Genomic DNA, 23,714 nt, shown 5'->3' with positions numbered 1-23,714 from the left:
ATGCCGGCACTGGATTCCAGTATTAACGTAGCCGTCATCGGTGCGGGTGCCATGGGCTCCGGCATCGCCCAGGTTGCCGCACAGGCTGGCCATACCGTCTACCTCCACGATCAGCGGGAGGGTGCAGCCGCGGCCGGTCGTGACAACACCGCCAAGATTCTTCAGCGCCGTGTTGATAAAGGCAAAATGAACCAGCAGGACGTCGATGCCATCGTCGGCCGGATCCAGCCGGTCGACAAACTGTCCGACATTGCCGACGCCGGCCTGGTCATCGAAGCGATCATCGAGAACCTCGAGATCAAACAAGGCCTGTTGGCGGACCTCGAATCTCTGTGCAGCGACCAGACGATTCTGGCCACCAACACCTCTTCGATCTCCATCACCGCCCTGGGTGCGAAAATGCAGAAGCCAGAGCGGCTGGTGGGCATGCACTTTTTCAATCCGGCGCCTCTGATGGCCCTGGTGGAGGTGGTGTCTGGTCTGGCTACCGACAGCACGGTCGCTGAAACGGTGCATGCAACCGCACTCCAGTGGGGCAAAAAGCCGGTGTACGCGACCTCCACGCCTGGCTTCATCGTCAATCGCGTTGCCCGCCCCTTCTACGCCGAGAGCCTGAGACTCGTCCAGGAACAGGCGGCGGATCCGGCCACCCTCGACGCCCTGATGCGCGAGGCAGGCAACTTCCGGATGGGGGCTTTCGAGCTGACCGACCTGATCGGGCACGACGTCAACTACGCGGTGACCAATTCCGTGTTCAACGCCTATTACCAGGACACCCGGTTTCTCCCGTCCCTCATCCAGCAGGAACTGGTGGAAGCAGGCCGGTTGGGCCGCAAGAGCGGTCAGGGTTTCTACCGCTACGGCGAGGGCGATGAACGTCCCGCAGCGCAAACCGAAGCCGAACAGGGTGGAAACACCCACAAGACGGTGACCGTAGAGGGCGACCTGGGCCCGGCCAGAGCGCTGGTTCAGCGCTGGCAAGAGGCCGGCCTTGAGATCGAGGAACGTGACGGCAACGGCCGGATCCGTTTCGGCGATGCAGTCCTCGTGCTGACTGACGGCCGCATGGCGTCAGAGCGTGCCGCCGCAGAAGGCATCGACAATACCATCGTGTTCGATCTGGCATTCGATTTCGCCAGCACCACACGCCTGGCCATTGCCGCAGCGGATCAGGCCTCCGGACAAGCCATCAAGGATGCCTGTGCCCTGTTGCAGGCAGCCGGTATCGCGGTCAGCCGTCTGGCGGACCGCCCCGGACTGGTCATCATGCGCACTGTCGCCATGCTGGCCAACGAAGCGGCCGATGCCCACCTGCACGGTGTTGCAACGGTGGCAGACATCGACCTGGCCATGAAGGCCGGCCTGAACTATCCCGAAGGCCCCCTCAGCTGGAGCGACCGACTCGGAGCCGGCTGCGTCTTCACGGTCCTGACCAACCTTCAGAACAGCTACGGTGAAGACCGGTATCGGCCGGCGCTGCTGCTGAGAAAAAATCATTACGCCAACAAGGGGTTCTACGCATGACTGACACCGACCCACAGATTCTGGCCGAACAGTGCGCAGAGCACATGTTTGCCCGGGATCGCGCCAGCCAGAAGCTCGGCATGAAAATCGAGTCCGTCGCGCCGGGCAAGGCGGTCCTGACCATGACCGTCACCGGCGATATGGTCCAGGGCCACGGCTCCTGCCATGGTGGCTATCTGTTCACCCTTGCTGACTCGGCATTCGCGTTCGCCTGCAACACCTACGACCGTGCGACGGTTGCCTCGGGCTGCAGCATCGACTTCATGTCCGGTGCCAAGGAGGGCGATCGGCTGACCGCCACAGCGGAGGAGCGCTCCCGCGGCGGCCGGACCGGCGTTTACGACATCACCCTGACCAACCAGGACGGACGCACCGTGGCACTGTTCCGCGGCCGTTCCTATGAAGTACGCGGCACCGTCCGCCATTCGGAGAACGCATCATGAGCACTGACATCCGCCTGAAAGACGCTTACATCGTCGACGCCATTCGCACCCCCATTGGCCGTTACGGCGGCGCCCTTTCGGCAGTCAGAGCCGACGATCTCGGCGCCATTCCGATCAAGGCCCTGATGGAACGCCACCCCGACCTGGACTGGTCGAAAGTGGACGACGTCCTGTACGGCTGCGCCAACCAGGCCGGTGAAGACAATCGGGACGTTGCCCGCATGTCCCTGCTGTTGGCCGGGCTGCCGGTGGACGTACCGGGCAGCACCATCAACCGGCTGTGCGGCTCCGGAATGGATGCCGTCGGCAGTGCTGCCCGCGCCATTCGCACCGGCGAAGCCGGCCTGATGATCGCTGGCGGCGTTGAGTCCATGTCCCGGGCGCCTTTCGTGATGGGCAAGGCGGAAAACGCCTTCAGCCGCAAAGCGGAAATGTTCGATACCACCATCGGGTGGCGTTTCGTGAATCCGGTGATGAAAAAGCAGTACGGCATCGATTCCATGCCGGAAACCGCAGAAAACGTGGCCGAGCAGTTCAAGGTGTCCCGGGAAGATCAGGATGCTTTTGCCCTGCGCAGCCAACAGCGGACTGCAGCGGCCCAGGCCGCAGGCTTTTTCGCCAATGAAATCACACCGGTCACCATTCCCCGGCGCAAGCAGGATCCGCTGGTGGTCGACACCGATGAGCATCCTCGCGAGACCAGCCTGGACAAGCTTGCGTCACTTCCCACGCCATTCCGCGAGAACGGTTGTGTGACCGCCGGCAACGCCTCCGGCGTCAACGACGGCGCCTGCGCACTGTTGCTGGCCGGCTCCGAGGCCCTGAGCCAGTATGGCCTCAAACCCCGGGCACGGGTGATTGCCATGGCGACTGCCGGCGTTGAGCCGCGCATCATGGGCTTTGGCCCTGCCCCGGCCACCCGCAAGGTCCTCAAGACCGCCGGGCTGGAACTGGCCGACATGGATGTGATCGAACTGAACGAGGCATTTGCAGCGCAGGCCCTGGCGGTCACCCGGGATCTGGGACTTCCGGACGATGCCGAGCACGTCAACCCGAACGGCGGTGCCATTGCCCTCGGCCATCCGCTCGGCATGAGCGGTGCGCGCCTGATCACCACCGCGCTGAACGAACTCGAACGTCGTCACCAGGCCGGACAAAAAGCCCGCTACGCGCTTTGCACCATGTGCATCGGTGTTGGTCAGGGGATTGCCCTGATCATCGAAAGAACCGATAGCGCCGCCTGATTGCACAACAGGATCTAGACTGAAAACACGGTACAAGAACAACGCAGGACAACATCATGAGCAATTTACCACTGCAAAAAATCGGCAAACTCGACCGCATGGAAACCGCCAGCATTGATGAGCTGCGCCACGAACAGCTCCAGCGCCTGCGCTGGAGTGTGGTTCATGCCTATACCAATGTCCCTTTCTATCGCAACGCCTTTGACGAGATCGGCCTGAAGCCGATGGATATCAATTCGCTGGAGGACCTTGCCAAGATTCCCTTCACCACCAAGGCGGATCTGCGGGACAACTACCCATTCGGCATGTTTGCCACCCCTATGGATCAGGTCGTCCGCGTCCATGCGTCCAGTGGTACCACCGGCAAGCCGACCGTTGTCGGTTACACCCAGAGTGACATCAACACCTGGGCCGACATCGTAGCCCGCAGCATCCGGGCCGGCGGCGGTCACCGGGGCGACAAGGTCCATGTCTCCTATGGCTACGGCCTGTTCACCGGTGGCCTGGGCGCGCACTACGGTGCCGAACGGCTCGGCTGTACGGTCATCCCCATGTCCGGTGGACAGACCGAGAAGCAGGTCCAGCTGATCAAGGACTTCCAGCCGGACATCATCATGGTGACCCCGTCCTACATGCTTAATATCGCTGACGAACTGGACCGTCAGGGCATCGATCCGCACAAACTGCCGCTGCGCCTGGGCATTTTCGGTGCTGAGCCCTGGACCAACAGCATGCGGACCGAACTGGAGGAGCGGCTCGGTATCCAGGCACTGGATATCTATGGCCTGTCCGAAGTCATGGGCCCCGGCGTGGGCATGGAGTGCATCGAAACCAAAGACGGCCCCACCATCTGGGAAGACCACTTCTATCCGGAAATCATCGATCCCAACACCGGTGAAGTCCTGCCCGATGGCGAGTACGGCGAGCTGGTCTTCACCTCCCTGACCAAGGTGGCCCTGCCGATCCTGCGTTACCGGACCCGGGATCTCACCCGTCTGCTGCCGGGCACTGCTCGACCAATGCGCCGTATCGACAAGATTACCGGTCGTAGCGATGACATGCTGATCATCCGGGGCGTCAACGTGTTCCCGAGCCAGATCGAGGAACAGGTTCTCAAGTGCGAAGCCTTGGCGCCGCACTACGAGATCGAGGTTTATAAGGAAGGCAACCTGGATTGCGTGGATATCCGCGCCGAGCTGAAGCCGGAAGCCGGCACCAGCGATGACGTTCGCGCCAATGCCGCGAAGGAACTGACTCACCACATCAAGTCCTACATTGGCATCAGCACCCGTGTTCAGGTTGTGGAGCCGAACCGGCTGGCCCGCTCTGAGGGCAAAGCCAAGCGGGTCATTGACCGGCGTAACCAGTAAATCCCGGTTTTGGCAGCGGGCCGGTCCCCTTTCCGGTCCGCTGCCCGTTTAAAACGGAGACATCCGCTGCCGTACCGGATGTCGATTTAATTTCACTCTCTCTAAACCAATCTCAATAGCTTTTCGTCACGTATCATATTTTTGGCCATTTAAATCAGTCTGTTAATGAATTAAAGGCCATTCGAAAAAACTAACATGACACACAAAGCCAAAACTTGATATTTATTCAGTATCATTTAATATTGAGTGTATAGCCCAACAAACACTGTCAGGGCTCGGCTGTTCACAGACCAACAGAACAACAAGCCCGAACCGGAGGTATTGTATGTACGCCCAGCTCGTTGAAACCGGAGCCAAGCGCGTCAAATCCCTGGACGAAATGTCGCCCGAAGAGCGCGCGTTCCAGGAAAAGATTGATGCAGAAACCAAAATCGAGCCGAAGAACTGGATGCCGGAAGGCTACCGGAAGACCCTTATTCGCCAGATTTCCCAGCATGCCCACTCCGAAGTGGTCGGTATGCTGCCGGAAGGCAACTGGGTCACCCGTGCTCCAACCCTGAAGCGCAAGCTCCAGTTGATGGCCAAGATCCAGGACGAGGCGGGTCATGGACTGTACCTCTACAGCGCCATGGAAACCCTGGGTGCCGACCGGGACGAAGAAATCGAGAAGCTGCACCAGGGCAAAGCCAAATACTCCAGCATCTTCAACTATCCGACCCTGAACTGGGCGGACATGGGTGCGGTCGGCTGGCTGGTAGACGGTGCCGCCATCGTGAACCAGGTGGTTCTGCAGCGGACCTCCTATGGCCCCTACTCCCGCGCCATGATCCGCATCTGTAAGGAAGAAAGCTTCCACCAGCGTCAGGGCTACCAGATCCTGCTGGACATGATGCGTGAAGGTACCGATGAGCAGAAGCAGATGGTGCAGGACGCCATCAACCGCCTGTGGTGGCCGGCACTGATGATGTTCGGTCCGCACGACGACGAATCCCCGAACTCCCAGCAGTCCATGGCCTGGAAGATCAAGCGCAAGAGTAACGACGAACTTCGTCAGATGTTTATCGACCAGACTGTTCCGCAGCTTGAGTACCTGGGATGCACCGCACCGGACCCGGATCTGAAATGGAACGAGGAAACCGGCCACTACGATTTCGGTGAAATCAACTGGCAGGAGTTCTACGACGTTCTCAAGGGCAACGGCCCCTGTAACCGCGAGCGGATCAACACCCGCAAGAAAGCGATTGAAGAAGGCGCCTGGGTTCGCGAAGCGGCCGTCGCCTATGCCAAAAAACAAAAGCAGCGCGCAGCAGCTGCCTGATATCGGAGGAATACAACATGTCTGAATGGCGTCTTTACGAAGTTTTTGTTCGCAGCAAGCACGGCCTGAACCACAAACACGTGGGAAGCGTTCACGCTGCCGATGCCGAAATGGCCATGGAAAACGCCCGTGACCTGTACACACGCCGCAACGAGGGCGTGAGCATCTGGGTGGTTCCTTCCGACATGATCACCGCTTCCGCGTCCGACGAGAAAGAGGTGCTGTTTGATCCGTCCGAGGACAAGGTGTACCGCCACGCGTCCTTTTACGAGCTGCCCGACGAAGTCGGACACATGTAAGGAGTGATTCCATGAATCAGAAAGAAGCACTCACGGAATACCTGCTGCGCCTGGCCGATTCGGACATGATCCTTGGCCAGCGCCTGTGCGAGCTGTGCGGCAAGGCGCCGGCGCTCGAAGAAGAAATGGCGCTGATGAACGTGGCACTGGATCTCGTCGGCCAGGCCCGTAACTGGTACGAATATGCCTCCGATCTGATCGATGACGGTCGCGATGCGGACAAGCTGGCCTATCGCCGGGATGCCCACGATTACCGCAACCTGTTGCTGACCGAGCAGCCGAACGAGGACTACGCCGTGACCATGGGTCGCCAGTTCTTTTTCGATGTCTGGCACTACTTCACCCTGAAAAGCCTTGTGAACGCCAGCGACGAGCGCGTTGCCGGCATTGCCGCAAAGGCATTGAAGGAAGTGACCTACCACCTGCGCCGGTCCTCCGAGTGGGTCAAGCGCCTGGGTGACGGTACCGAGGAAAGCCATCGTCGGATGCAGGACGCGGTCGATATCCTCTGGCGCTTCACCGGTGAGCTCATCACACCGGATGAGACCGACCAGCTGATGGCCCAGGCCGGCATTGGCCCGGATCCGGAGCAGCTGAAGGAAGACTGGCGGGGACTGGTCAAAGAGGTTCTTCAGGAAGCCACACTGACGCCGCAGCCGGACGATGCCTGGATGTACATGGGCGGCAAGCACGGCGAACACACCGAACATCTCGGTTTCATTCTGGCAGAAATGCAGTTTCTGCAGAGGGCCTATCCCGATGCCACAACATGGTGATTCAGACAACCGGTCAGCCGTCGATATCCTGATCGCCAGCGATCGGGTGCCGGCAAACGCCCGCCCTGATCTGCTGACAGAGGACGACATCTGGGCACTGCTTGAAGAGGTCAAAGACCCTGAAGTGCCGGCAGTCAGTGTCGTGGAGCTCGGCATTGTCCGGGCGGTTCACTGGGATGGAAAAGAACTGTCCATTGATGTGACCCCGACCTACTCCGGGTGCCCGGCCACCGAACTGATCGAGGAACTGATTGCCGAAGCCCTGCGCGCTGCGGGCTTTCGCGATCCGAAGATCAATCAGGTGCTGACCCCTGCCTGGACCACCGACTGGATCACAGACGAAGGCAAAGAGAAGCTTCGGGCATTCGGCATCGCGCCGCCCGAGGGCAGCTCCAGCAAGATGAGCCTGCTCGGCGAACCGGAGGTCATTGCCTGCCCCCACTGTGGCAGCAAAGATACCGAACGGGTCAGCGAGTTCGGATCCACCGCCTGCAAAGCCCTTTATCGTTGCAAGGAATGCCTCGAGCCCTTCGACTATTTCAAATGCATCTAGAGCCGATACGATCATGAACAAATTTTACTCACTGACCCTCAAAGAGGTCAGACCGGAAACAAGAAACGCCGTATCACTTGCTTTTGACGTGCCGGGAGACCTGGCGGACAAATTCAGCTACAAGCAGGGCCAGCACCTGATTGTCAGAACCAAACTCAATGGTGAAGAAGTCCGCCGTTCCTACTCGATCTGTCGAAGCGTCAACGATCAGGAACTGCGCATTGCGATCAAGCAGGTGCCCGGAGGCCGGTTCTCCACCTTTGCCAACGAGCAGCTCAAGCCCGGCCAGACCCTGGAAGTCATGCCCCCGCAGGGCCATTTCTCCATCGACCTGGACCCGGAGCGTGAAGGCCATTATCTGGCGGTTGCCGCCGGCAGTGGTATCACCCCGATCCTGTCAATCGTGAAGACCACTCTGGAAACCGAACCGAAGAGCGAGGTCACCCTCTTCTACGGTAACAAGGCCACCAGCAGCACCATGTTCCGGGACGAGCTGCAGGATCTCAAGAACGAGTACATGTCCCGCCTGAACCTGGTCTATATCTTCACCCGCGAAGAACAGGACATTGACCTGTACAACGGCCGGATTGACCACGACAAGTGCGATGCCCTGTTTGATCACTGGATCAACGCCAAGGAACTCACCGCAGCCTTCATCTGCGGCCCCCAGCTGATGACCGAAGATGTGCGTGATTCCCTGGAGCGCCACGGTCTGGACAAGAGCAAGATCCACTACGAGCTGTTCACGCCGGTTGGTGGCGCGCCCGCACCCCGGAAGGATCGGGACCCGTCCCATGTCGACCCCAAGTCCGTCAGTGAAGTGACTGTGATCGCCGATGGCCGTTCCCTGACCTTCCCGCTGGTACGCGACACCAAGAGCATCCTGGATGCCGGTAACGAAGAAGGTGCAGACCTGCCCTATTCGTGCAAGGCGGGCGTCTGCTCGACCTGCCGCGCCAAGGTGGTGGAAGGCGAAGTGGAGATGGACCAGAACTTTGCGCTGGAAGATTACGAGGTCGAAGCCGGCTACGTGCTCTCCTGTCAGTGCTATCCGATCAGCGACAAAGTGGTTCTCGACTACGACGAGATGTAACTCGTTTTTTGACGACCACCCAGTATGACCCGACAAAGGCAAGTCCTGTTACCGCAGGACTTGCCTTAGCGTTTTCAGAAACGAACGGAGTTTCCCATGTCAGTCCTGAAAAGTTTCATTGCCGGCCAGTGGGTCGGTGAAAAACCCGCCAAGGCCCTGCCCAGCGCCGTCAACGGCGAGATCGTGGCTCACACCCACGACGATACCCTGGACTTCAAGAAAGCCGCCGAATACGGCCGGAAAGTTGGCGGCAAGAGTCTGATGGCCATGGATTTCCAGGAGCGCGCCCTGGCCCTGAAGGCCATGGCCCTGTACCTGCAGGAACACAAGAAGGAACTTTACGCCCTCTCCATGCACACCGGTGCCAGCAAGGGCGATAACGGCATCGATATCGACGGTGGCATCGGCACGCTGTTCTCCTACGCCAGCATGGGCCGCCGGGAGCTGCCGTCCGGCAACGTGGTACACGAAGGCCCCGTCATGCCGCTGGGCAAGAACAACCACTTTGCCGGAACCCACATCCTGGTTCCTCGCGGCGGCGTCGCCGTGCACATTGACGCCTACAACTTCCCGGTCTGGGGTATGCTCGAGAAATTCGCGCCGACCTTCCTGGCGGGCATGCCGTCCATCGTCAAGCCGGCGACATCCACCTGCTATGTGACCGAACTGGCGGTTCGCCTGATGCAGGATTCCGGCGCTCTGCCCGAAGGCAGCCTGCAGCTGATCATCGGCAGCACAGGCGATCTGTTCGATCACCTCGAAGAGCAGGACGTGGTCACCTTCACCGGTTCTGCAGCCACGGCACGCAAACTGCGCAACCATCCGAACATCATCAACAAGTCCATTCCCTTCAATGCGGAAGCGGACTCGCTGAACAGCGCCATCCTGGCACCGGACGTGACCCCCGAGCACGAAGAATTCGATATTTTCGTGAAGGAAGTGGGTCGCGAAATGACGGCCAAGGCCGGTCAGAAATGTACCGCTATCCGTCGGGTACTGGTACCGAAAGATCGGGTGGAGGCGGTCTGTGAGAAGCTGAAAGAACGGCTGTCGAAAGTGACCGTCGGCGATCCTTCGGTGGAAGGCGTTCGCATGGGTGCCCTGGCCTCTATCGATCAGCTGGAAGACGTCAAGGCGAACATTCAGGAACTGCTGAAGACCAGTGAGCTGGTTGTTGGCGGTGATGGCAGTTTCCAGCCGACCGGCGAAGGCACCGACAAAGGCGCGTTCATCGAACCGCACCTGCTGCTGTGCCGGAACCCGGAAAACGGCTGCGGCGCCCACGACATCGAGGCCTTCGGCCCGGTGGCCACCGTCATTCCCTATGACACCATCGAGGATGCCGTTGAGCTCTGCTCCAAAGGCCGGGGCTCACTGGTTACCACCCTGACCACTCGCGATCCGGCCACTGCCGGCAGGATTGCGCCCCTGCTGGCCGCCTTCCACGGCCGTCTGCATCTGCTGGACGCTGAAGCTGCGAAGGAATCCACCGGTCACGGTTCGCCCCTGCCCATGCTCAAGCATGGTGGCCCGGGCCGCGCTGGTGGCGGTGAGGAACTCGGTGGTATCCGTGCGGTCCATCACTACCTGCAGCGGACCTCCATCCAGGGCTCCCCGACCATGCTGGCCGCCGTTACCCGCGAATACGTGCGCGGCGCCGACGTGATCGAGACCGAAGTGCACCCGTTCCGTCGTCACTTCGAGGACCTGCAGATCAACGAGTCCCTGCTGACGCATCGGCGCACCGTAACCGAAGCGGACATCGTCAACTTTGGTTGCCTGTCCGGCGATCACTTCTACATGCATTTCGATGAAATCGCTGCGCGGAATTCCCAGTTCGGCAAGCGCATCGCCCACGGCTACTTCGTGCTGTCCGCAGCCGCTGGCCTGTTCGTTTCGCCGGGCGAAGGTCCGGTCCTCGCGAACTACGGCCTGGACACGCTGCGTTTCATCGAGCCGGTCGCGCCCGGAGACACCATCCAGGCTCGCCTGACCTGCAAGCGCAAGATCGATCAGGGTCGGACATCACCGGACGGCCACCCGCAGGGTGTGGTGGTCTGGGATGTTCAGGTTCACAACCAGAACGACGAACTGGTCGCGAGCTACGACATCCTGACACTGGTTGCCAAAAAGCCCCAGTAAACCGGGGCTTATCCGGCCTGCCTCCTGTTGGACCCGGGAGGCCGGAGCGGAGGCAAACTAAAGGGGGACAGGCTTTTGGCCTGTCCCCCTTTTTTCTTCCAGACGATTCCTTCCGAGGCTCGACTACATCCCGAGATAAGCCTCGCGGACCTTCTCGTTGCTCAGCAACTCGCGTCCTGTACCCTCGATCACCACCTGACCGGTTTCCAGCACGTAACCTCGATCCGCCAGCGCCAGGGCCTGAGAGGCATTCTGCTCCACCAGGAAAATGGTGATGCCCTCTTCCTTGAGCTCCTTGATGATATCGAAGATCTCCTCGATGATCAGCGGAGCCAGTCCCATGCTCGGTTCGTCCAGCAGAAGCAGGCGCGGCCGGGCCATCAGTGCACGCCCCATCGCCAGCATCTGCTGCTGACCGCCGGACAGCTCACCCGCCAGATTATGGCGCTTCTGGCGCAGGATCGGAAACTTGGTGTACATCCGCTCCAGATCGTCCATCACCTCGGGGGAGCGGCCGCGGGTGTAGGCGCCCAGCAGCAGGTTATCCTGCACCGAGAGATCCTTGAACACCTGGCGCCCTTCCGGCACCTGGACAATCCCCTGCGCTACCCGCTGGTCCGCCGAGACCTTGCCCAGATCCTTGCCCTCGAACACCATGCTGCCGCGCTCCATCGGCTGGAGCCCGGAAATGCTCATCAACAGGGTCGACTTGCCGGCACCGTTAGCGCCCACCAGCGATACGATCTCGCCACTGTTGATGTGGACATCGATGTCGTGAAGCACTTCAATCTGGCCGTAGGACGTAGCCAGGCCCTTGATCGCCAGCATTTCCTGCCGGGCATGGGGCGCACTGACACGCTCCTCGTGCTTCAGGCCCAGGCCGCCGAGACGTTCCGGGGTGTAACTGATGATCTGGTGACGTAATTCCCGGAATTCCTCGCGGACCCGTTCACCAAACAGAGGATCGTTCTCCACGTCCCGTGCTTCGACAATCTGCTCCCAATCCTCGGCAGACAGCAGTTTTCGGGCGCGGGGAATCACCACACCCTCTTCCTTGCGGATATGCTTGCGCAGCGCCTCGGTGAATCGAGCCAGCGCGTGACTGAACTCTTCCCGGCCTTGCGGCCAGTTTTCCATGCAGAACGCCAGCAAGCTGCGCAGCTCCAGAAGCTTCTCGTGACCAATCACGTAGCCCCGCGCCAGCTTTTCCAGCAGCGGCACCGTCTCCGGCGATTTCTCTCCCAGGCGCTTGTACAGCTCGATGTCGGTCGGGGTGCTGTGCACCCGCTGGGAAAAATGCTGAATGTAGTCAAAGATCCGGTCGAGCAGCCGCTCATCCGGACGCTGTTCGTTGACGTTCATGTCGCTCAGGAGCTGGTCCAGCAGATCCAGGATCCGCCACAGGGCCTGATGCTCCTGTACGATGGTGCGAATGGCCTGCTCACTGCGGGACTGGGCAGGCGCCATTTCGTTGTGTTGCTCTGTCATTTGAAATGTCTCCTGGCTCAGCCACCCAGATAGGCAGCGATCACATCCGGATTGTTCCGGATTTCTTCGGGGGTACCTTCGGCGAGCACTCGACCGTAGTTGAGCACCAGCAATCGATCGGAGATACCCATGACCAGTTTCATGTCGTGCTCAACCAGCATCACCGTGGTGCCCTGATCGGCAATCTTGCGGATCAGGTCTTCCAGCGCCGCGGTCTCTGTACCGTTCAGGCCCGCCGCCGGCTCATCCAGCAGGATGACCTTCGGCTCGGCCGCCAGTGCCCGGGCGATTTCCAGCCGCTTGAGGGCGCCGTAGGACATCGCCGATGCCTCGGTATCGAGATACTCGCCACAACCGACAAACTCCATCAGATCCTGCGCGTGCTGACGACAGGACTTTTCGTCCCGCAGCAGTGACGGCAACCGGAACAGGGTGCTGAACAGGTTACTCTTGAGTTTGAGGTGACGACCGAGCATGACATTCTCGATGGCCGTCATGTTCATGCAGATCTGCATCTGCTGGAACGTCCGGCACATGCCCCGCTCCGCGAGCTGGTTCGGTTCCAGCCGGTCGGTACTCTCGCCATTGAGACGGATTTCACCCTTCGTGGGCGTGTAGATACCGGATATGAGGTTGAACAGTGTGGTTTTCCCGGCACCGTTCGGGCCGATGACCGAGTAAACCTGCCCCGCTTCCACCGAGAAGCTGACGCCCTCGACCGCGTGAACCCCACCGAAAGCCTTGTCCAGGCCGCTGACTTCAATCAATGCGCTCATGCCTGACCTCCTGCCCGTTTCTTCAACCGCTTGCTCACTGCCAACTGCAAGGTCGGTAACAGGCCTTTCGGCATGAAGATCATGGTCAGCATCAGGATCAGGCCGAACATCACGGCTTCCATCTCCTGGAAGTGGGTCAGTATCTGTGGCAGCAGCTTGAGAACGACTGCCCCCAGAATGACGCCCATGGTCGATCCCATGCCACCGAGTACCACCATGGTGATCAGCACGATGGAGAAATCGAAACTGGCCACGGCCGGGGTAATGAACCCCTGGAAGTGGGCATAGAGCCCTCCCATCACGCTGGCATAGATCGCGGATATCACGAACACGAGGCTTTTGTACCGGGCCGTATTCACGCCCACCACCCGAGCCGCCACTTCAGATCCATGCACCGAGCGCAGTGCGCGTCCGATGGGCGAATCGATGAGGTTCTGGGCCAGCCAGACCGCCACCAGAAGCACAGCTGCTGCAAACAGGTACCAGGCCTGACTTCCGTTCAGCTCAATGCCGAACAGCGAATAGGTTCCAAAGGGACTCAGCTCCCAGCCAAACACATCGAACGGCGGCACCGGCATGCCATCGGGGCCACCGGTAATCTGACTTTCGTTGTTGATGACGATCGCAATGATGAAACCGACGGCCAGGGTCGCCATCGACAGGTAGTGCCCCTTGAGCCGAAGAATCGGACGACCGACCACCCAGGCCAGGATGCCCACCAGGATCCCTCCGACCACCAGTGCGGGAATGGCGGACCAGCCATAGTTACCGGTCATGATCCCGGTGAAGTAGGCGCCGAGACCGAAAAAGCCGGCGTGTCCCAGGCTGATCTGGCCAGCGAAGCCAACCAACAGGTTCAACCCGACCACGGTGGCGGCAATGATCGCCATCTGGGTGGCCAGGTCGTAATGGAATGGGTTGCTCAGAAACGCCGGAAGCGCATAAAGGATAACGGCGAGGATAATCAGACCCCGCAAACGGGATTGCATGAACTGGTTGAGCATCAGACCCTCTCCACTACCTTGGCGCCGAACAAGCCGCGTGGCATGAAGAACAGCACGACCAGAATCATTGAGAACGCAACGGCGTCCTTGTAATCGGATGAGATGTAGCCAGCGGTCATCGCCTCGACGACACCCAGCAGAAGGCCACCCACAACAGCGCCCACGCCGCTGCCCAGACCACCGATCGCGGCGGCAACAAAGCCTTTGAGTCCCAGCATGATGCCGATGTCATAGGAGGTGAACGTGATGGGCGCGACGACCACACCAGCGATGGAACCAAGCAACGCCGACACCATGAAGGCCAGCATCAGCACCAGCTGGGTACGGATACCGACGAGTCGGGCGGCTTCCTTGTTCATAGAGGTGGCCAGTATGGCCTTGCCGATCAGCGTGCGGGTAAAAAACAGCACCAACGCCACGACCAGAACGGCACCAATACCCAGTACCCACAGGCTCTGGCTGTTCAGCACCGCCCCGAAAATCCGGATCGGTTCGTCGCTGCTGAAATTGGGCATGACATGGTATTCCTTGCCCCAGACCAGCTGGGCCAGACCACGGATAAAAATTGACGCGCCAATGGTGATGATGATCAGCGTCACCACGTCCGCCTGTTTGGCCGGAGCAATGGCAAAGCGCTGCAGCAGAATGCCGAAGACGCCCGCGAGCAGGACCGCCAGGATAATCGCCAGCAACATGGGGACGCCCATGGCGGTGAGAGATACGGTGGTCATACCGCCAATCATCAGGAATTCGCCCTGGGCAAAGTTGATGACGTGGCTCGCGTTATAAATCAGGGTGAACCCGAGAGCAATCAGCGCATAAGTGGCACCAATAGTAATCCCGGTAAAGAGGTATTGTAAGAATTCAGAGAGCATAGCCGTGGTACCGGTCAGACACTGGCTGACGGTCCTCCCCGGAGCCGGGGAGCACGGTCAGCCATAGAACAGATAAATGAGAACTTAGTCGATCAGTTTCCAGTCGCCATTCTGGACTTCCAGAATGCGGAAGGAATCCGCTTCGAGGCCATTGTGGTCTTCCGGTGACATGTTGAACTCACCGGTCACACCGACATAGCCCTTGATGTTCTCAAGCGCTTCACGAACCGCTTCATGATCCGTGCTGCCGGCCGCTTCAATGGCTTTCACCGCCAGCATCAGGCCGTCATACGCATAGCCACCGAAGGTGGAGACCTTGGAATCCCAACGGGCTTCGTATTCAGACTTGTAGTTCTGGACCACAGATTTCTGGGGATCATTATCCGGCAGGGCATTCGGAACCAGCAGCGGCGATGCCGGCAGGCGCAGACCTTCTGCAGAGTCTCCGGCCAGCTTCAGGAAGCTGTCAGATGCCACACCGTGGGACTGGTAAAACGGCAGCTTGATACCCAGCTGGGCATAGTTCCGGGTCACGATCGCCGGACCCTGGCCGAACCCGAAGTTCAGGACAGCCTGGACACCGTCGGTATTGCGGATGTTGGTGAGCTGGGCCGTCATATCGGTATCGGAGCCGCTGTAGGTCTCGTCCGCCACGATCTCAATACCCATATCTTTCGCAACTTCCAGCGTCTGCTTGCGGCCTGAAGCACCGAAGCCACCGGTACCGGAGATCAGACCGATTTTGGTGAAGCCGCGATTCTTCATATCGGTCAGGATACGCTCGGCCGCCATGCGGTCGGTCTGCGGTATCTTGAAGACCCACTCTTTGACCGGTGTGGTGATGACCACGGCGCCCGCCAGGGAAATGAACGGCACTTTTGCCTGCTCGACCAGCGGCACGGCCGCCATGGTCGCACCGGTGGTGCTGCCGCCAACGATAATATCCACCTGGTCTGAACGGATCAGACGACTGGCGAAGTTACGGGCGGATGAGGCATTGCCCACGTCATCGTAGTGAATCAGTTCCAGCTGACGCCCCAGGACGCCGCCGTCTTCGTTGATCTTGTCAACATACATCTGGAGGGTTTTCAGTTCCGGATCGCCCAGGAATGAGGCGGGACCGGTCACAGACAGGAAAGAACCGATCTTGATCGGCTCGGCAGCCTGGACGCTGGCGCTCATCACCAGGCCGGCGGCCGCGATGGCCGCAAATTTTCCAGCTCGACGCATAAATGTCTTAAGCATTGTTTTTGTTCTCCCGAATTGAGTGGGGCCTGAGTTACCCCCGATCATTGCTCAGAAGTAAAACAGCGTTCGAAAGCAGGTCAATGTGTCTTGTGTCATATGACGTTTGCTTTCGTTCATTGTCAGTTTGTTTTTTGCGAACTCATCCGTGATTGCAACCATCCTATCTTTTCGCCTTCGATATAATTCGATACCGTTGACGAATATCAAAAGACGTTATTGTATCATAACCAGACTGTCAACCGGTTTTAGGTGACTTCCTGACGCACTCATAGAGTAAAGTCGACTTTGGCTGCAAGCGCCAGTACGGCGCAATCAGAGAGAGCGCTTTACCTGACACTCAGGAACCGCATAATAACGATACCGTTTATTGACTTCGCTCACTCATAACTGGCACTCGAAGTATGTCCGCAAAAAATCAGCTCGAAGAGCTCGTCGCGAATTTCCAGAAGAAAAGGCCGCTGCGCGCCGGCTCTCTGATCATTACCATCTACGGCGACGCCATTGTTCCCAGAGGCGGTACCGTCTGGCTGGGCAGCCTCATGAAACTCGTGGAGCCCATGGGCATCAGCCAGCGCCTGGTTCGCACCTCGGTATACCGGCTCGTCCAGGAATCCTGGCTGCAGACGGAGAAAGTCGGACGCTGCAGCTACTACAGTCTCACAGGCCCCGGCCTGCGTCGTTTCGAGCAGGCGTTCCAGCACGTCTACAGCCTGTCCACCAAGGAGTGGAGTGGCAGCTGGTGCCTGGTATTCCTGAACCAGCTGTCCCCTGAGCTGAAACAGAAGGTTCGGGAAGAACTCAAATGGCACAGCTTCGGCAGCATGGCGCCCGGCGTCATGGAACACCCGCGCTTTACCCGAAACGAATTGCTGCCACTGCTGCAGGAATGGGGCGCCCTGGACGACACCATCGTGATGGAAACCGTTCCGATCGAGCAGAAGAGTTCAAAGGCACTGCGGCTTCAGGTGCGCGAAAGCTGGAATCTGGACGAGCTGGGCGGACGTTATCGCCGTTTTCTGGCCCAGTTCCGACCAGTCTGGCGTGAGCTTCAGAACACCGACGACCTCACCCCGGCCGAGTGTCTGACACTTCGGATCCTGCTGATTCACGAGTACCGGAAGATACTGCTGCGTGATCCCCTGCTCCCGGACGAACTGCTGCCCGGAGACTGGGAGGGCCGAAGCGCCAAGCAGCTTTGCCGCAATCTTTACCGACAGATTTCCGCCCGTGCGGAACAGTGGCTGGATGACAATCTCGAGAATGCCTCCGGCCCTCTGCCAGGGCCCAATGACAAGTTCTACCGCCGGTTCGGCGGACTGGAAGAGGCGGCCTCAAATGCAGAAAACCTCACAGCGGCGGAACCGCTGTGAGGTTTTCGTTCGGTATACGGAGGGATCAGAAAAAGTTGTACAGGAACACGACAACGATACCCGCCGGCGTCAGGTAGCGCAGAACCACCATGAACGTCGTGTAGATTCCACCTCTCAGGCCGATGTCGTCCGACAGGCCTTCCCGCTTCATTGCCCAGCCGGCAAACAGCGCAATCGCCAACCCACCAAGCGGCATCATGAGATTGGACACCAGGAAGTCCAGCAGATCGAAAACCGTCTTGCCTTCGAAATAGCCGATGAATCCCAGCGGGTGCACATCGGACCACACATTGAAGGAAAGCACTGTCCCCAGGCCAATGAACCAGATGGCCAGGCCACCGAAGAGTGCGCCTTTGACCCGGCTCACGCCCTTGTGCTCTTCCAGCCATTCCACCACCGGCTCCAGCATGGAGATCGCCGAAGTCACCGCTGCTACGAGCAGCAGGGTAAAGAAAATGGCCCCGAAAACGATGCCACCGCCCATTTTGCCAAACGCCAGGGGCAAGGTGACAAAGATCAGTCCCGGACCGGCACCTGGCTCCAGGCCGTTGGAAAACACCAGCGGGAAGATCGCGAGGCCCGCCAGCAGAGCGACACTGGTATCGATCACCGCGATCGTCATGGCGGTACCGGCAATATTGACCCGTTTGGGCAGATAGGAGCCGTACGCCATGATGACACCAATACCGATACTCAGGGTGAACGCCGCGTGGCCCAGGGCCGTCAACACACCCTGCGTCGTGAGCTTGCTGAAGTCCGGCGAGAACATGAAACTGACGGCGCGACCGAAACTGTCGGTATTCATCGCGTAGATCACCATCGCAATCAGCAGCACGAACAACAACGGCATCAACAGGTTTACGGCCCGCTCCAGCCCTGAGCGGATGCCTTTCGCCACGATAAAGATCACGATCGCCATAAAGACACCGTGCCAGGCCAGCAACTCCCAGGGGTTGCCAAGAAGGCCACCGAACTGGGCACCGATGGCATCCGCGTCGGCTCCGACAAAGGCCCCTGCGGCGGCCTTGCCAATGTAGACCAACGACCAGCCGCCAATCACCGAATAGAAGGACAGCACCAGGAAGGAAGCGATCACCCCGTTCCAGCCAATGGCACGCCAGCCACGGGACACGCCCTCGGAATCGGTCAGCGAGCGCATGGTGCCCACCGGGCTCTGCCCGCCACGGCGGCCAATCATCGTCTCTGCAATCAACACCGGCACACCAATGACGGCGATACAGATCAAATAGACAATCACAAAGGCGCCGCCACCATTCTCACCAGTGATGTAGGGGAATTTCCAGATATTCCCCAACCCCACCGCCGAACCGGCGGCAGCAAGAATGAAGGCGAGGCGCGACGACCAGAGGCTCGACGCCTGCTGGTGCGGTTGAACAGCTTGGTTACTCATTGAGATCTCCGGTTAGTTGTTTTTGTCGGAAAACGCGGACAGAGGGGGGTCACAGCACGGACCGGATAGCCTCCGCCACTCGCGGCATTAACTGGTCATTCAGACCTGCCACGTTGACCCGACTGGAATCGAGCATGTAGATACCAAACTCTTCCCTGAGCTGACGGACCTGCTCCGGGGCAACACCGAGGAACGAAAACATGCCCCGTTGACGGGCGATGAATCCGAAGTCGCCGGCCGGCGCGAGCGCGGTGGCAAAGGCGTGACGCAGATGGAGAATCCGCTCACACATGCCGTTCAGTTCGCCCTGCCACTGGCTGCGCAACCCTTCGTCACCCAGGATGGTCTCGACGATCGCCGCCCCATGGGCAGGCGGCATGGAGTAGTGGGAACGGATCACACTCAGGAGCTGACTGGTAGCCGCCTTCTGGGCGTCCGCCGTTTCCCCGATCAGCATCAGGGCGCCGGTGCGCTCCCGATAGAGACCGAAATTCTTGGAACAGGAAGAGGCAACCACCATTTCGGGAACGCGGCTTGCCACGTGCCGAAGCCCTGCGGCGTCGGCATCCAGTCCGTCACCGAGGCCCTGATAGGCCATATCGACAAACGGCAGAAGACCTTTCCTCAGCATCAGATCAGTAACCTGCTGCCACTGATCGAAGGTCAGGTCCGCGCCGGAAGGGTTGTGGCAACAGCCGTGCAGCAGCACAACGTCACCGGCGCTGGCCTGCTCCAGAGCGCCCATCATGCCGTCGAAATCGACCTGAAGCGTCTGGCGGTCAAGGTAGGGATACTCGCGGATGGCCAGTCCAGCGCCGCCCAGCAGCGGCAGATGGTTGCCCCAGGTGGGCGTACTGACCCAGACGGTGGTGTCCGAATGGCACAGGCGCAGAAATTCCGCCGCCATGCGCAGGGCACCGCAACCACCGGGAGTCTGTACCACCGATACCCGTTGATCCCGGATCAGCGCATTGTCGGCACCCAGCACCAGATCGGCGATGGCCTGGTTGAAGCCGGCAGAGCCGGCCGGGCCGACATAGCTTTTGGTCACTTCCTGTTCCAGCAGGCGGCGTTCGGCCTCATGAACCGCCGCCATGATCGGCGTATTGCCCGAGTCGTCCTTGTACACCCCGATGCCCAGATCAATCTTGTCGTCACGGGGATCGTCCCGGAACGTCTGCATCAGCTGCAGGATCGGATCCTGAGGTAACGGCTTGAGCCCTTCAAACATGGTTTTCCTCCTTCACATCGGCCTGGACGGTCCGGATCAATGTCGGCCGACCGGTATCCAGTGCCTTGAACAGTTGTGCCTGCTTCTCCTGGATAGCTTCGGCCGCCTGCTCGCGAACCGGGCCAAAACCGCGAACCTCTGCGGGCAACTCGGCCAGCTGCAGGAAGGTTTCATGGTTGTCTGAGTTCAGCTCCCGAACGATCCGGTCAACCAGCGTGCGATAGTCGTTCAACAGAGACCGATCCAGCTTACGATCCGCGGAATAGCGGAACGGATCCAGGGCGGTTCCCCGCAAACCACGGAGCTTGGCCAGCAGCTTGAACGCCCGGAACATCCAGGGCCCGAACTGCCGCTTCTTCGGACGGCCACGGGCATCCAGCCCCCGATTCAGGATCGGCGGTGCGAGATGGAAGTGAACCTTGTAGTCCCCCTCAAAGGTTTCGCTGATTTCTTTCATGAAATCGGTTTCCGTGAACAGCCTGGCCACTTCGTATTCGTCCTTGTAGGCCATGAACCGATACAGCTGCTGGGCGACGGCCCGCGTGAGCAACAGACTGTCCGACCCGAGTTCTTCCTCGGCCTGGCGCACCTGACCGACCAGATCCCGATACCGATCCGCCCACTGACGGTTCTGGTACTGCTCCAGGTGGGCACACCGGGTCTGGATCAATGCATCCAGGGAGGGCTCTACTTCCACCACGTCCGGTTGTTCACCGTTGCTGTCCGCCAGCCGGGTAACGACCTCCAGGCGCTCGGCGGCAACCCGCCCCCAGCCGAAGGCTTCCTTGTTGCGATCAACCGCGACACCGTTGAGCTCAAGCGCCTTCATCAGCGCGTCCTTGGAGAGCGGCAGCAGCCCTTTCTGCCAGGCGAACCCGAGCATCATCACGTTGGAGAACACGGTATCCCCCATCAGCTTTTCGGCCAGGGCATTGGCGTCCAGCGCGGCGAAATGGTCCTCACCAACGGCATCCCGAATCACACCCAGACGCTTGTCCGCCTGCATGTCAGCATCCCGGAACAACACATAATCCGCCGTGGGCAGTTCGGCCTGGTTCGCCACCACACGGGTGTGATTCGGCCGCAGCACACTGAGGGCTTTCTGGGACGAGGCGACAACCATGTCACAGGCAATCACCGCATCGGCCTGGCCGTTGCTGATTCGAACCTGGTGGAGCCGATCCGGGGAGGGGGCCATGCGCACGTAGCTGAGGACAGTACCGCCCTTCTGAGCGAACCCCATGAAGTCCAGAACCGAAGCACCGCGGGATTCCAGGTGCGCAGCCATGGTGATGACCTGACCGACAGTGACCACCCCCGTACCACCAACACCGCCAACGAGCAGATCGTAGGAGCCATTGAGCGGGGGAAGAGAGGGTTCCGGCAGGCTGGACAGGTTGTCCGCCAGCACGGATCCGGTATCCATCCCCCGGGACTTGCGGAGCTGACCGCCCTCGACGGTCACGAAGCTCGGACAGAAACCGGACACGCAGGAGAAGTCCTTGTTGCACGAAGACTGGTCGATCTTGCGCTTGCTCCCCAGTTCAGTCTTACGTGGCACCACGGACAGACAGTTGGACTGTACCGAACAATCACCACAACCTTCACAGACATGGGGATTGATGTAGGCCCGCTTGGCCGGATCCGGGAACTGACCACGCTTGCGGCGCCGACGCTTCTCGGCGGCGCAGGTCTGGTCGTAGATCAGCACGGTACAGCCCGGAATGTCGCGCAACTCCCGCTGTACCTGATCCAGCTCGGAACGGTCGTGGAAGGTGACATCCGACGGGAACAGGGCTTCATGGCCCTTGTATTTTTCCGGCTCGTCACTGAGCACCACCACCCGGCGAACGCCTTCCGCCTTCACCTGCTGGGCGATCATCGGCACGGTAATCTGACCGTCCACCGGCTGACCACCGGTCATCGCCACTGCGTCGTTGAAGAGGATCTTGTAGGTGATGTTGATGCCGGCCGCAATGGCCTGGCGAATCGCCATGGACCCGGAGTGGAAATAGGTTCCCTCACCGAGGTTCTGGAACACGTGGGGGTTGCCCGTGTACCGGCTCTTGCCGATCCAGTTGACACCTTCACCGCCCATCTGGATGAGCGACTCGGTGTTACGGCCCATCCAGGACGCCATGAAGTGGCACCCGATGCCGGCCAGCGCCTTGCTGCCCTCCGGAACCTTGGTGGAGGTGTTGTGGGGACAGCCGGAGCAGAAATACGGCAGTCGCTTCACGCCTCCCGGGTCCTTGGCATCGGTCATCTGGTTGATGGTGCCCAGACGATCGCTGAAATCCACACCGAAGAACCGGGCCAGCCGTGCCGCGACGTATCCGGCCACCAGCTTCGGGCTGAGCTCGCCCACGTACGGAATGAGCGGTTGCCCGGATTCGTCCTGTTTGCCGGTGATCAGAACTTCGCCCGGGCGATCCGGTTCGGACATGTATTCCTTGATCTGGCTCTCGATGATGCCCCGCTTTTCCTCGATGACCAGCACTTCCTGCTTGCCATGGACAAAATTCAGGATGCCTCGACGCTCCAGCGGCCACACCATGCCCACCTTGTAGATGTCCAGCCCCATCTCAGCCGCTTTGGCTTCATCGATACCCAGCAGGTCCAGCGCCTCCAGCAGGTCCAGGTGTCCCTTGCCGGTGGTGACGATGCCAAAGCGGGCCTCCGGGTTATTGAACAGGCAGCGGTCAATCGGGTTGGCACGGGCGAACGCCTGCACGGCGGCAAGCTTGTGTTCAATCCGCGTCTCCAGCTGGGGACCGGGCAGGTCCGGCCAGCGATAGTGAAGACCGTCAGCCGGTGGGGTGAAGTCGTCAGGAATCTGGAACTCGGGCAGCGGCGGCAGCTCAACGGATGCCGCGCTCTCCACGGTTTCCGAGATAGCTTTGAAACCAACCCAGCAACCACTGTAACGGGACAGCGCATAGCCCCAGAGGCCGAACTCCAGGTACTCGGCAATGTTTGCCGGGTTGATCGTCGGCATGAACCACGCCATGAACGCCACATCGGATTGATGCGGCATGGACGACGACACGCAGCCATGGTCGTCGCCGGCCACGACCAGCACACCGCCATGAGGGGAGCTACCATAGGTGGTGCCGTGTTTGAGCGCATCACCGGCCCGGTCAACGCCCGGCCCTTTGCCATACCAGAGCCCGAAAACCCCGTCGACCTGGCGATCGTCGTCGGTTTCGACCTGCTGGGTGCCCAACATGATGGTCGCGGCCAGGTCTTCGTTAATCGCCGGTACGAAGTCGATGCGGTTCTGGTCCAGCAGATCCTTCGCCTGCCAGAGTGCCTGGTCGTAGGCTCCCAGCGGAGAGCCCCGGTAGCCACTGACCAGCCCGGCGGTGTTCAGGCCCAGCTTCTTGTCCAGGGCGGCCTGCATCAGCGGGATTCGCACCAGTGCCTGGGTGCCGGTGAGGAAAACCCGGCCGGTTTCCCGAAGATATCGATCCTCGAGCCGGTAGTCGTCGAGTTGAGGTGTACTGGCGGTCATGATCGCCCCTCCGGTTGTTGATTTTATAATCAATA

General features: G+C 60.0%; 19 protein-coding genes and 1 pseudogene. 11 read left to right on the top strand and 9 right to left on the bottom strand.

Features of this window, described 5'->3' with window-relative positions; translation table 11 throughout:
• From paaH to paaZ, 10 genes are all read left to right on the top strand, one after another.
• Window positions 1–1,524, top strand: coding sequence for a 3-hydroxyacyl-CoA dehydrogenase PaaH (gene paaH, locus MLD04_RS14105; protein WP_248159675.1), 1,524 nt, complete (start codon window positions 1–3; stop codon window positions 1,522–1,524).
• The gene (paaI, locus tag MLD04_RS14100) at window positions 1,521–1,967 is read left to right on the top strand and encodes a hydroxyphenylacetyl-CoA thioesterase PaaI (RefSeq protein WP_248159673.1); all 447 of its coding nucleotides are present in this window, start codon (window positions 1,521–1,523) and stop codon (window positions 1,965–1,967) included. Before paaH ends, paaI begins: the two co-directional genes overlap by 4 nt.
• Window positions 1,964–3,211: a 3-oxoadipyl-CoA thiolase gene (gene pcaF / locus MLD04_RS14095; RefSeq protein WP_282451936.1), complete on the top strand. Its 1,248-nt coding sequence runs from the start codon at window positions 1,964–1,966 to the stop codon at window positions 3,209–3,211. Before paaI ends, pcaF begins: the two co-directional genes overlap by 4 nt.
• A 56-nt stretch (window positions 3,212–3,267) precedes the next feature.
• Window positions 3,268–4,581: a phenylacetate--CoA ligase PaaK gene (gene paaK / locus MLD04_RS14090; RefSeq protein WP_248159671.1), complete on the top strand. Its 1,314-nt coding sequence runs from the start codon at window positions 3,268–3,270 to the stop codon at window positions 4,579–4,581.
• 325 nt (window positions 4,582–4,906) lie between these two features.
• Window positions 4,907–5,899, top strand: coding sequence for a 1,2-phenylacetyl-CoA epoxidase subunit PaaA (paaA, locus tag MLD04_RS14085; protein WP_248159669.1), 993 nt, complete (start codon window positions 4,907–4,909; stop codon window positions 5,897–5,899).
• A 17-nt stretch (window positions 5,900–5,916) separates the two neighbouring features.
• Window positions 5,917–6,198, top strand: coding sequence for a 1,2-phenylacetyl-CoA epoxidase subunit PaaB (paaB, locus tag MLD04_RS14080; protein WP_008937232.1), 282 nt, complete (start codon window positions 5,917–5,919; stop codon window positions 6,196–6,198).
• 11 nt (window positions 6,199–6,209) lie between these two features.
• Window positions 6,210–6,974, top strand: coding sequence for a 1,2-phenylacetyl-CoA epoxidase subunit PaaC (gene paaC / locus MLD04_RS14075; protein ID WP_248159660.1), 765 nt, complete (start codon window positions 6,210–6,212; stop codon window positions 6,972–6,974).
• Complete coding sequence (paaD, locus tag MLD04_RS14070) at window positions 6,958–7,527, top strand: 1,2-phenylacetyl-CoA epoxidase subunit PaaD (protein ID WP_248159658.1); 570 nt, start codon at window positions 6,958–6,960, stop codon at window positions 7,525–7,527. The genes paaC and paaD overlap by 17 nt, the downstream gene beginning before the upstream one ends.
• Window positions 7,528–7,540: 13 nt before the next feature.
• Window positions 7,541–8,620, top strand: a complete 1,080-nt coding sequence (gene paaE, locus MLD04_RS14065; protein ID WP_248159655.1) for a 1,2-phenylacetyl-CoA epoxidase subunit PaaE — start codon at window positions 7,541–7,543, stop codon at window positions 8,618–8,620.
• A 96-nt stretch (window positions 8,621–8,716) separates the two neighbouring features.
• Entirely contained in the window at window positions 8,717–10,762 is a 2,046-nt protein-coding gene (gene paaZ, locus MLD04_RS14060; protein ID WP_248159653.1) for a phenylacetic acid degradation bifunctional protein PaaZ, read from the top strand.
• Between the two features lie 123 nt (window positions 10,763–10,885).
• On the opposite strand, the gene MLD04_RS17725 is transcribed toward paaZ, so the two are convergent.
• The 6 genes and pseudogenes from MLD04_RS17725 to MLD04_RS14035 all read right to left on the bottom strand — a co-directional run bounded on the left by MLD04_RS17725 (window position 10,886) and on the right by MLD04_RS14035 (window position 16,150).
• Window positions 10,886–11,590 carry an ABC transporter ATP-binding protein gene (locus MLD04_RS17725; RefSeq protein ID WP_008937227.1) on the bottom strand — a complete coding sequence of 235 codons (705 nt, stop codon included), beginning with the start codon at window positions 11,588–11,590 and terminating at the stop codon, window positions 10,886–10,888.
• Between the two features lie 210 nt (window positions 11,591–11,800).
• Window positions 11,801–12,229 (bottom strand): annotated as a pseudogene (locus MLD04_RS17720) (hemerythrin domain-containing protein); the annotation flags it as partial.
• A 38-nt stretch (window positions 12,230–12,267) separates the two neighbouring features.
• A complete protein-coding gene (locus tag MLD04_RS14050; RefSeq protein ID WP_008937226.1) occupies window positions 12,268–13,026 on the bottom strand; it encodes an ABC transporter ATP-binding protein in 759 nt (252 codons plus the stop codon).
• On the bottom strand, window positions 13,023–14,030 hold the full coding sequence (locus tag MLD04_RS14045; RefSeq protein ID WP_248159650.1) for a branched-chain amino acid ABC transporter permease: 1,008 nt from the start codon (window positions 14,028–14,030) through the stop codon (window positions 13,023–13,025). The genes MLD04_RS14050 and MLD04_RS14045 overlap by 4 nt, the downstream gene beginning before the upstream one ends.
• On the bottom strand, window positions 14,030–14,905 hold the full coding sequence (locus MLD04_RS14040; RefSeq protein ID WP_008937224.1) for a branched-chain amino acid ABC transporter permease: 876 nt from the start codon (window positions 14,903–14,905) through the stop codon (window positions 14,030–14,032). Before MLD04_RS14040 ends, MLD04_RS14045 begins: the two co-directional genes overlap by 1 nt.
• 84 nt (window positions 14,906–14,989) lie before the next feature.
• Window positions 14,990–16,150, bottom strand: a complete 1,161-nt coding sequence (locus MLD04_RS14035; protein ID WP_248159648.1) for an ABC transporter substrate-binding protein — start codon at window positions 16,148–16,150, stop codon at window positions 14,990–14,992.
• Window positions 16,151–16,554: 404 nt separating this feature from the next.
• Here MLD04_RS14035 and paaX point away from each other — a divergent pair, with 404 nt between their 5' ends.
• Window positions 16,555–17,523, top strand: coding sequence for a phenylacetic acid degradation operon negative regulatory protein PaaX (paaX, locus tag MLD04_RS14030; RefSeq protein ID WP_248159645.1), 969 nt, complete (start codon window positions 16,555–16,557; stop codon window positions 17,521–17,523).
• Window positions 17,524–17,548: 25 nt separating this feature from the next.
• On the opposite strand, the gene MLD04_RS14025 is transcribed toward paaX, so the two are convergent.
• Genes MLD04_RS14025 through MLD04_RS14015 form a run of 3 tightly spaced genes read right to left on the bottom strand, consistent with a single transcriptional unit; the run spans window position 17,549 to window position 23,679 of the window.
• A complete protein-coding gene (locus MLD04_RS14025; protein WP_248159644.1) occupies window positions 17,549–18,934 on the bottom strand; it encodes a sodium-dependent transporter in 1,386 nt (461 codons plus the stop codon).
• Window positions 18,935–18,983: 49 nt separating this feature from the next.
• Window positions 18,984–20,165: an amino acid aminotransferase gene (locus MLD04_RS14020; RefSeq protein ID WP_248159642.1), complete on the bottom strand. Its 1,182-nt coding sequence runs from the start codon at window positions 20,163–20,165 to the stop codon at window positions 18,984–18,986.
• Window positions 20,158–23,679, bottom strand: a complete 3,522-nt coding sequence (locus MLD04_RS14015) for an indolepyruvate ferredoxin oxidoreductase family protein (RefSeq protein ID WP_248159641.1) — start codon at window positions 23,677–23,679, stop codon at window positions 20,158–20,160. The genes MLD04_RS14020 and MLD04_RS14015 overlap by 8 nt, the downstream gene beginning before the upstream one ends.
• Between the last annotated feature and the right edge of the window lie 35 nt (window positions 23,680–23,714).

It is taken from the genome of Marinobacter koreensis, assembly GCF_023156285.1.
GTDB lineage: Bacteria > Pseudomonadota > Gammaproteobacteria > Pseudomonadales > Oleiphilaceae > Marinobacter > Marinobacter koreensis.
Note: the sequence above shows the minus strand (reverse complement) of the source record. Positions and strands in the feature narration are given on the sequence as shown.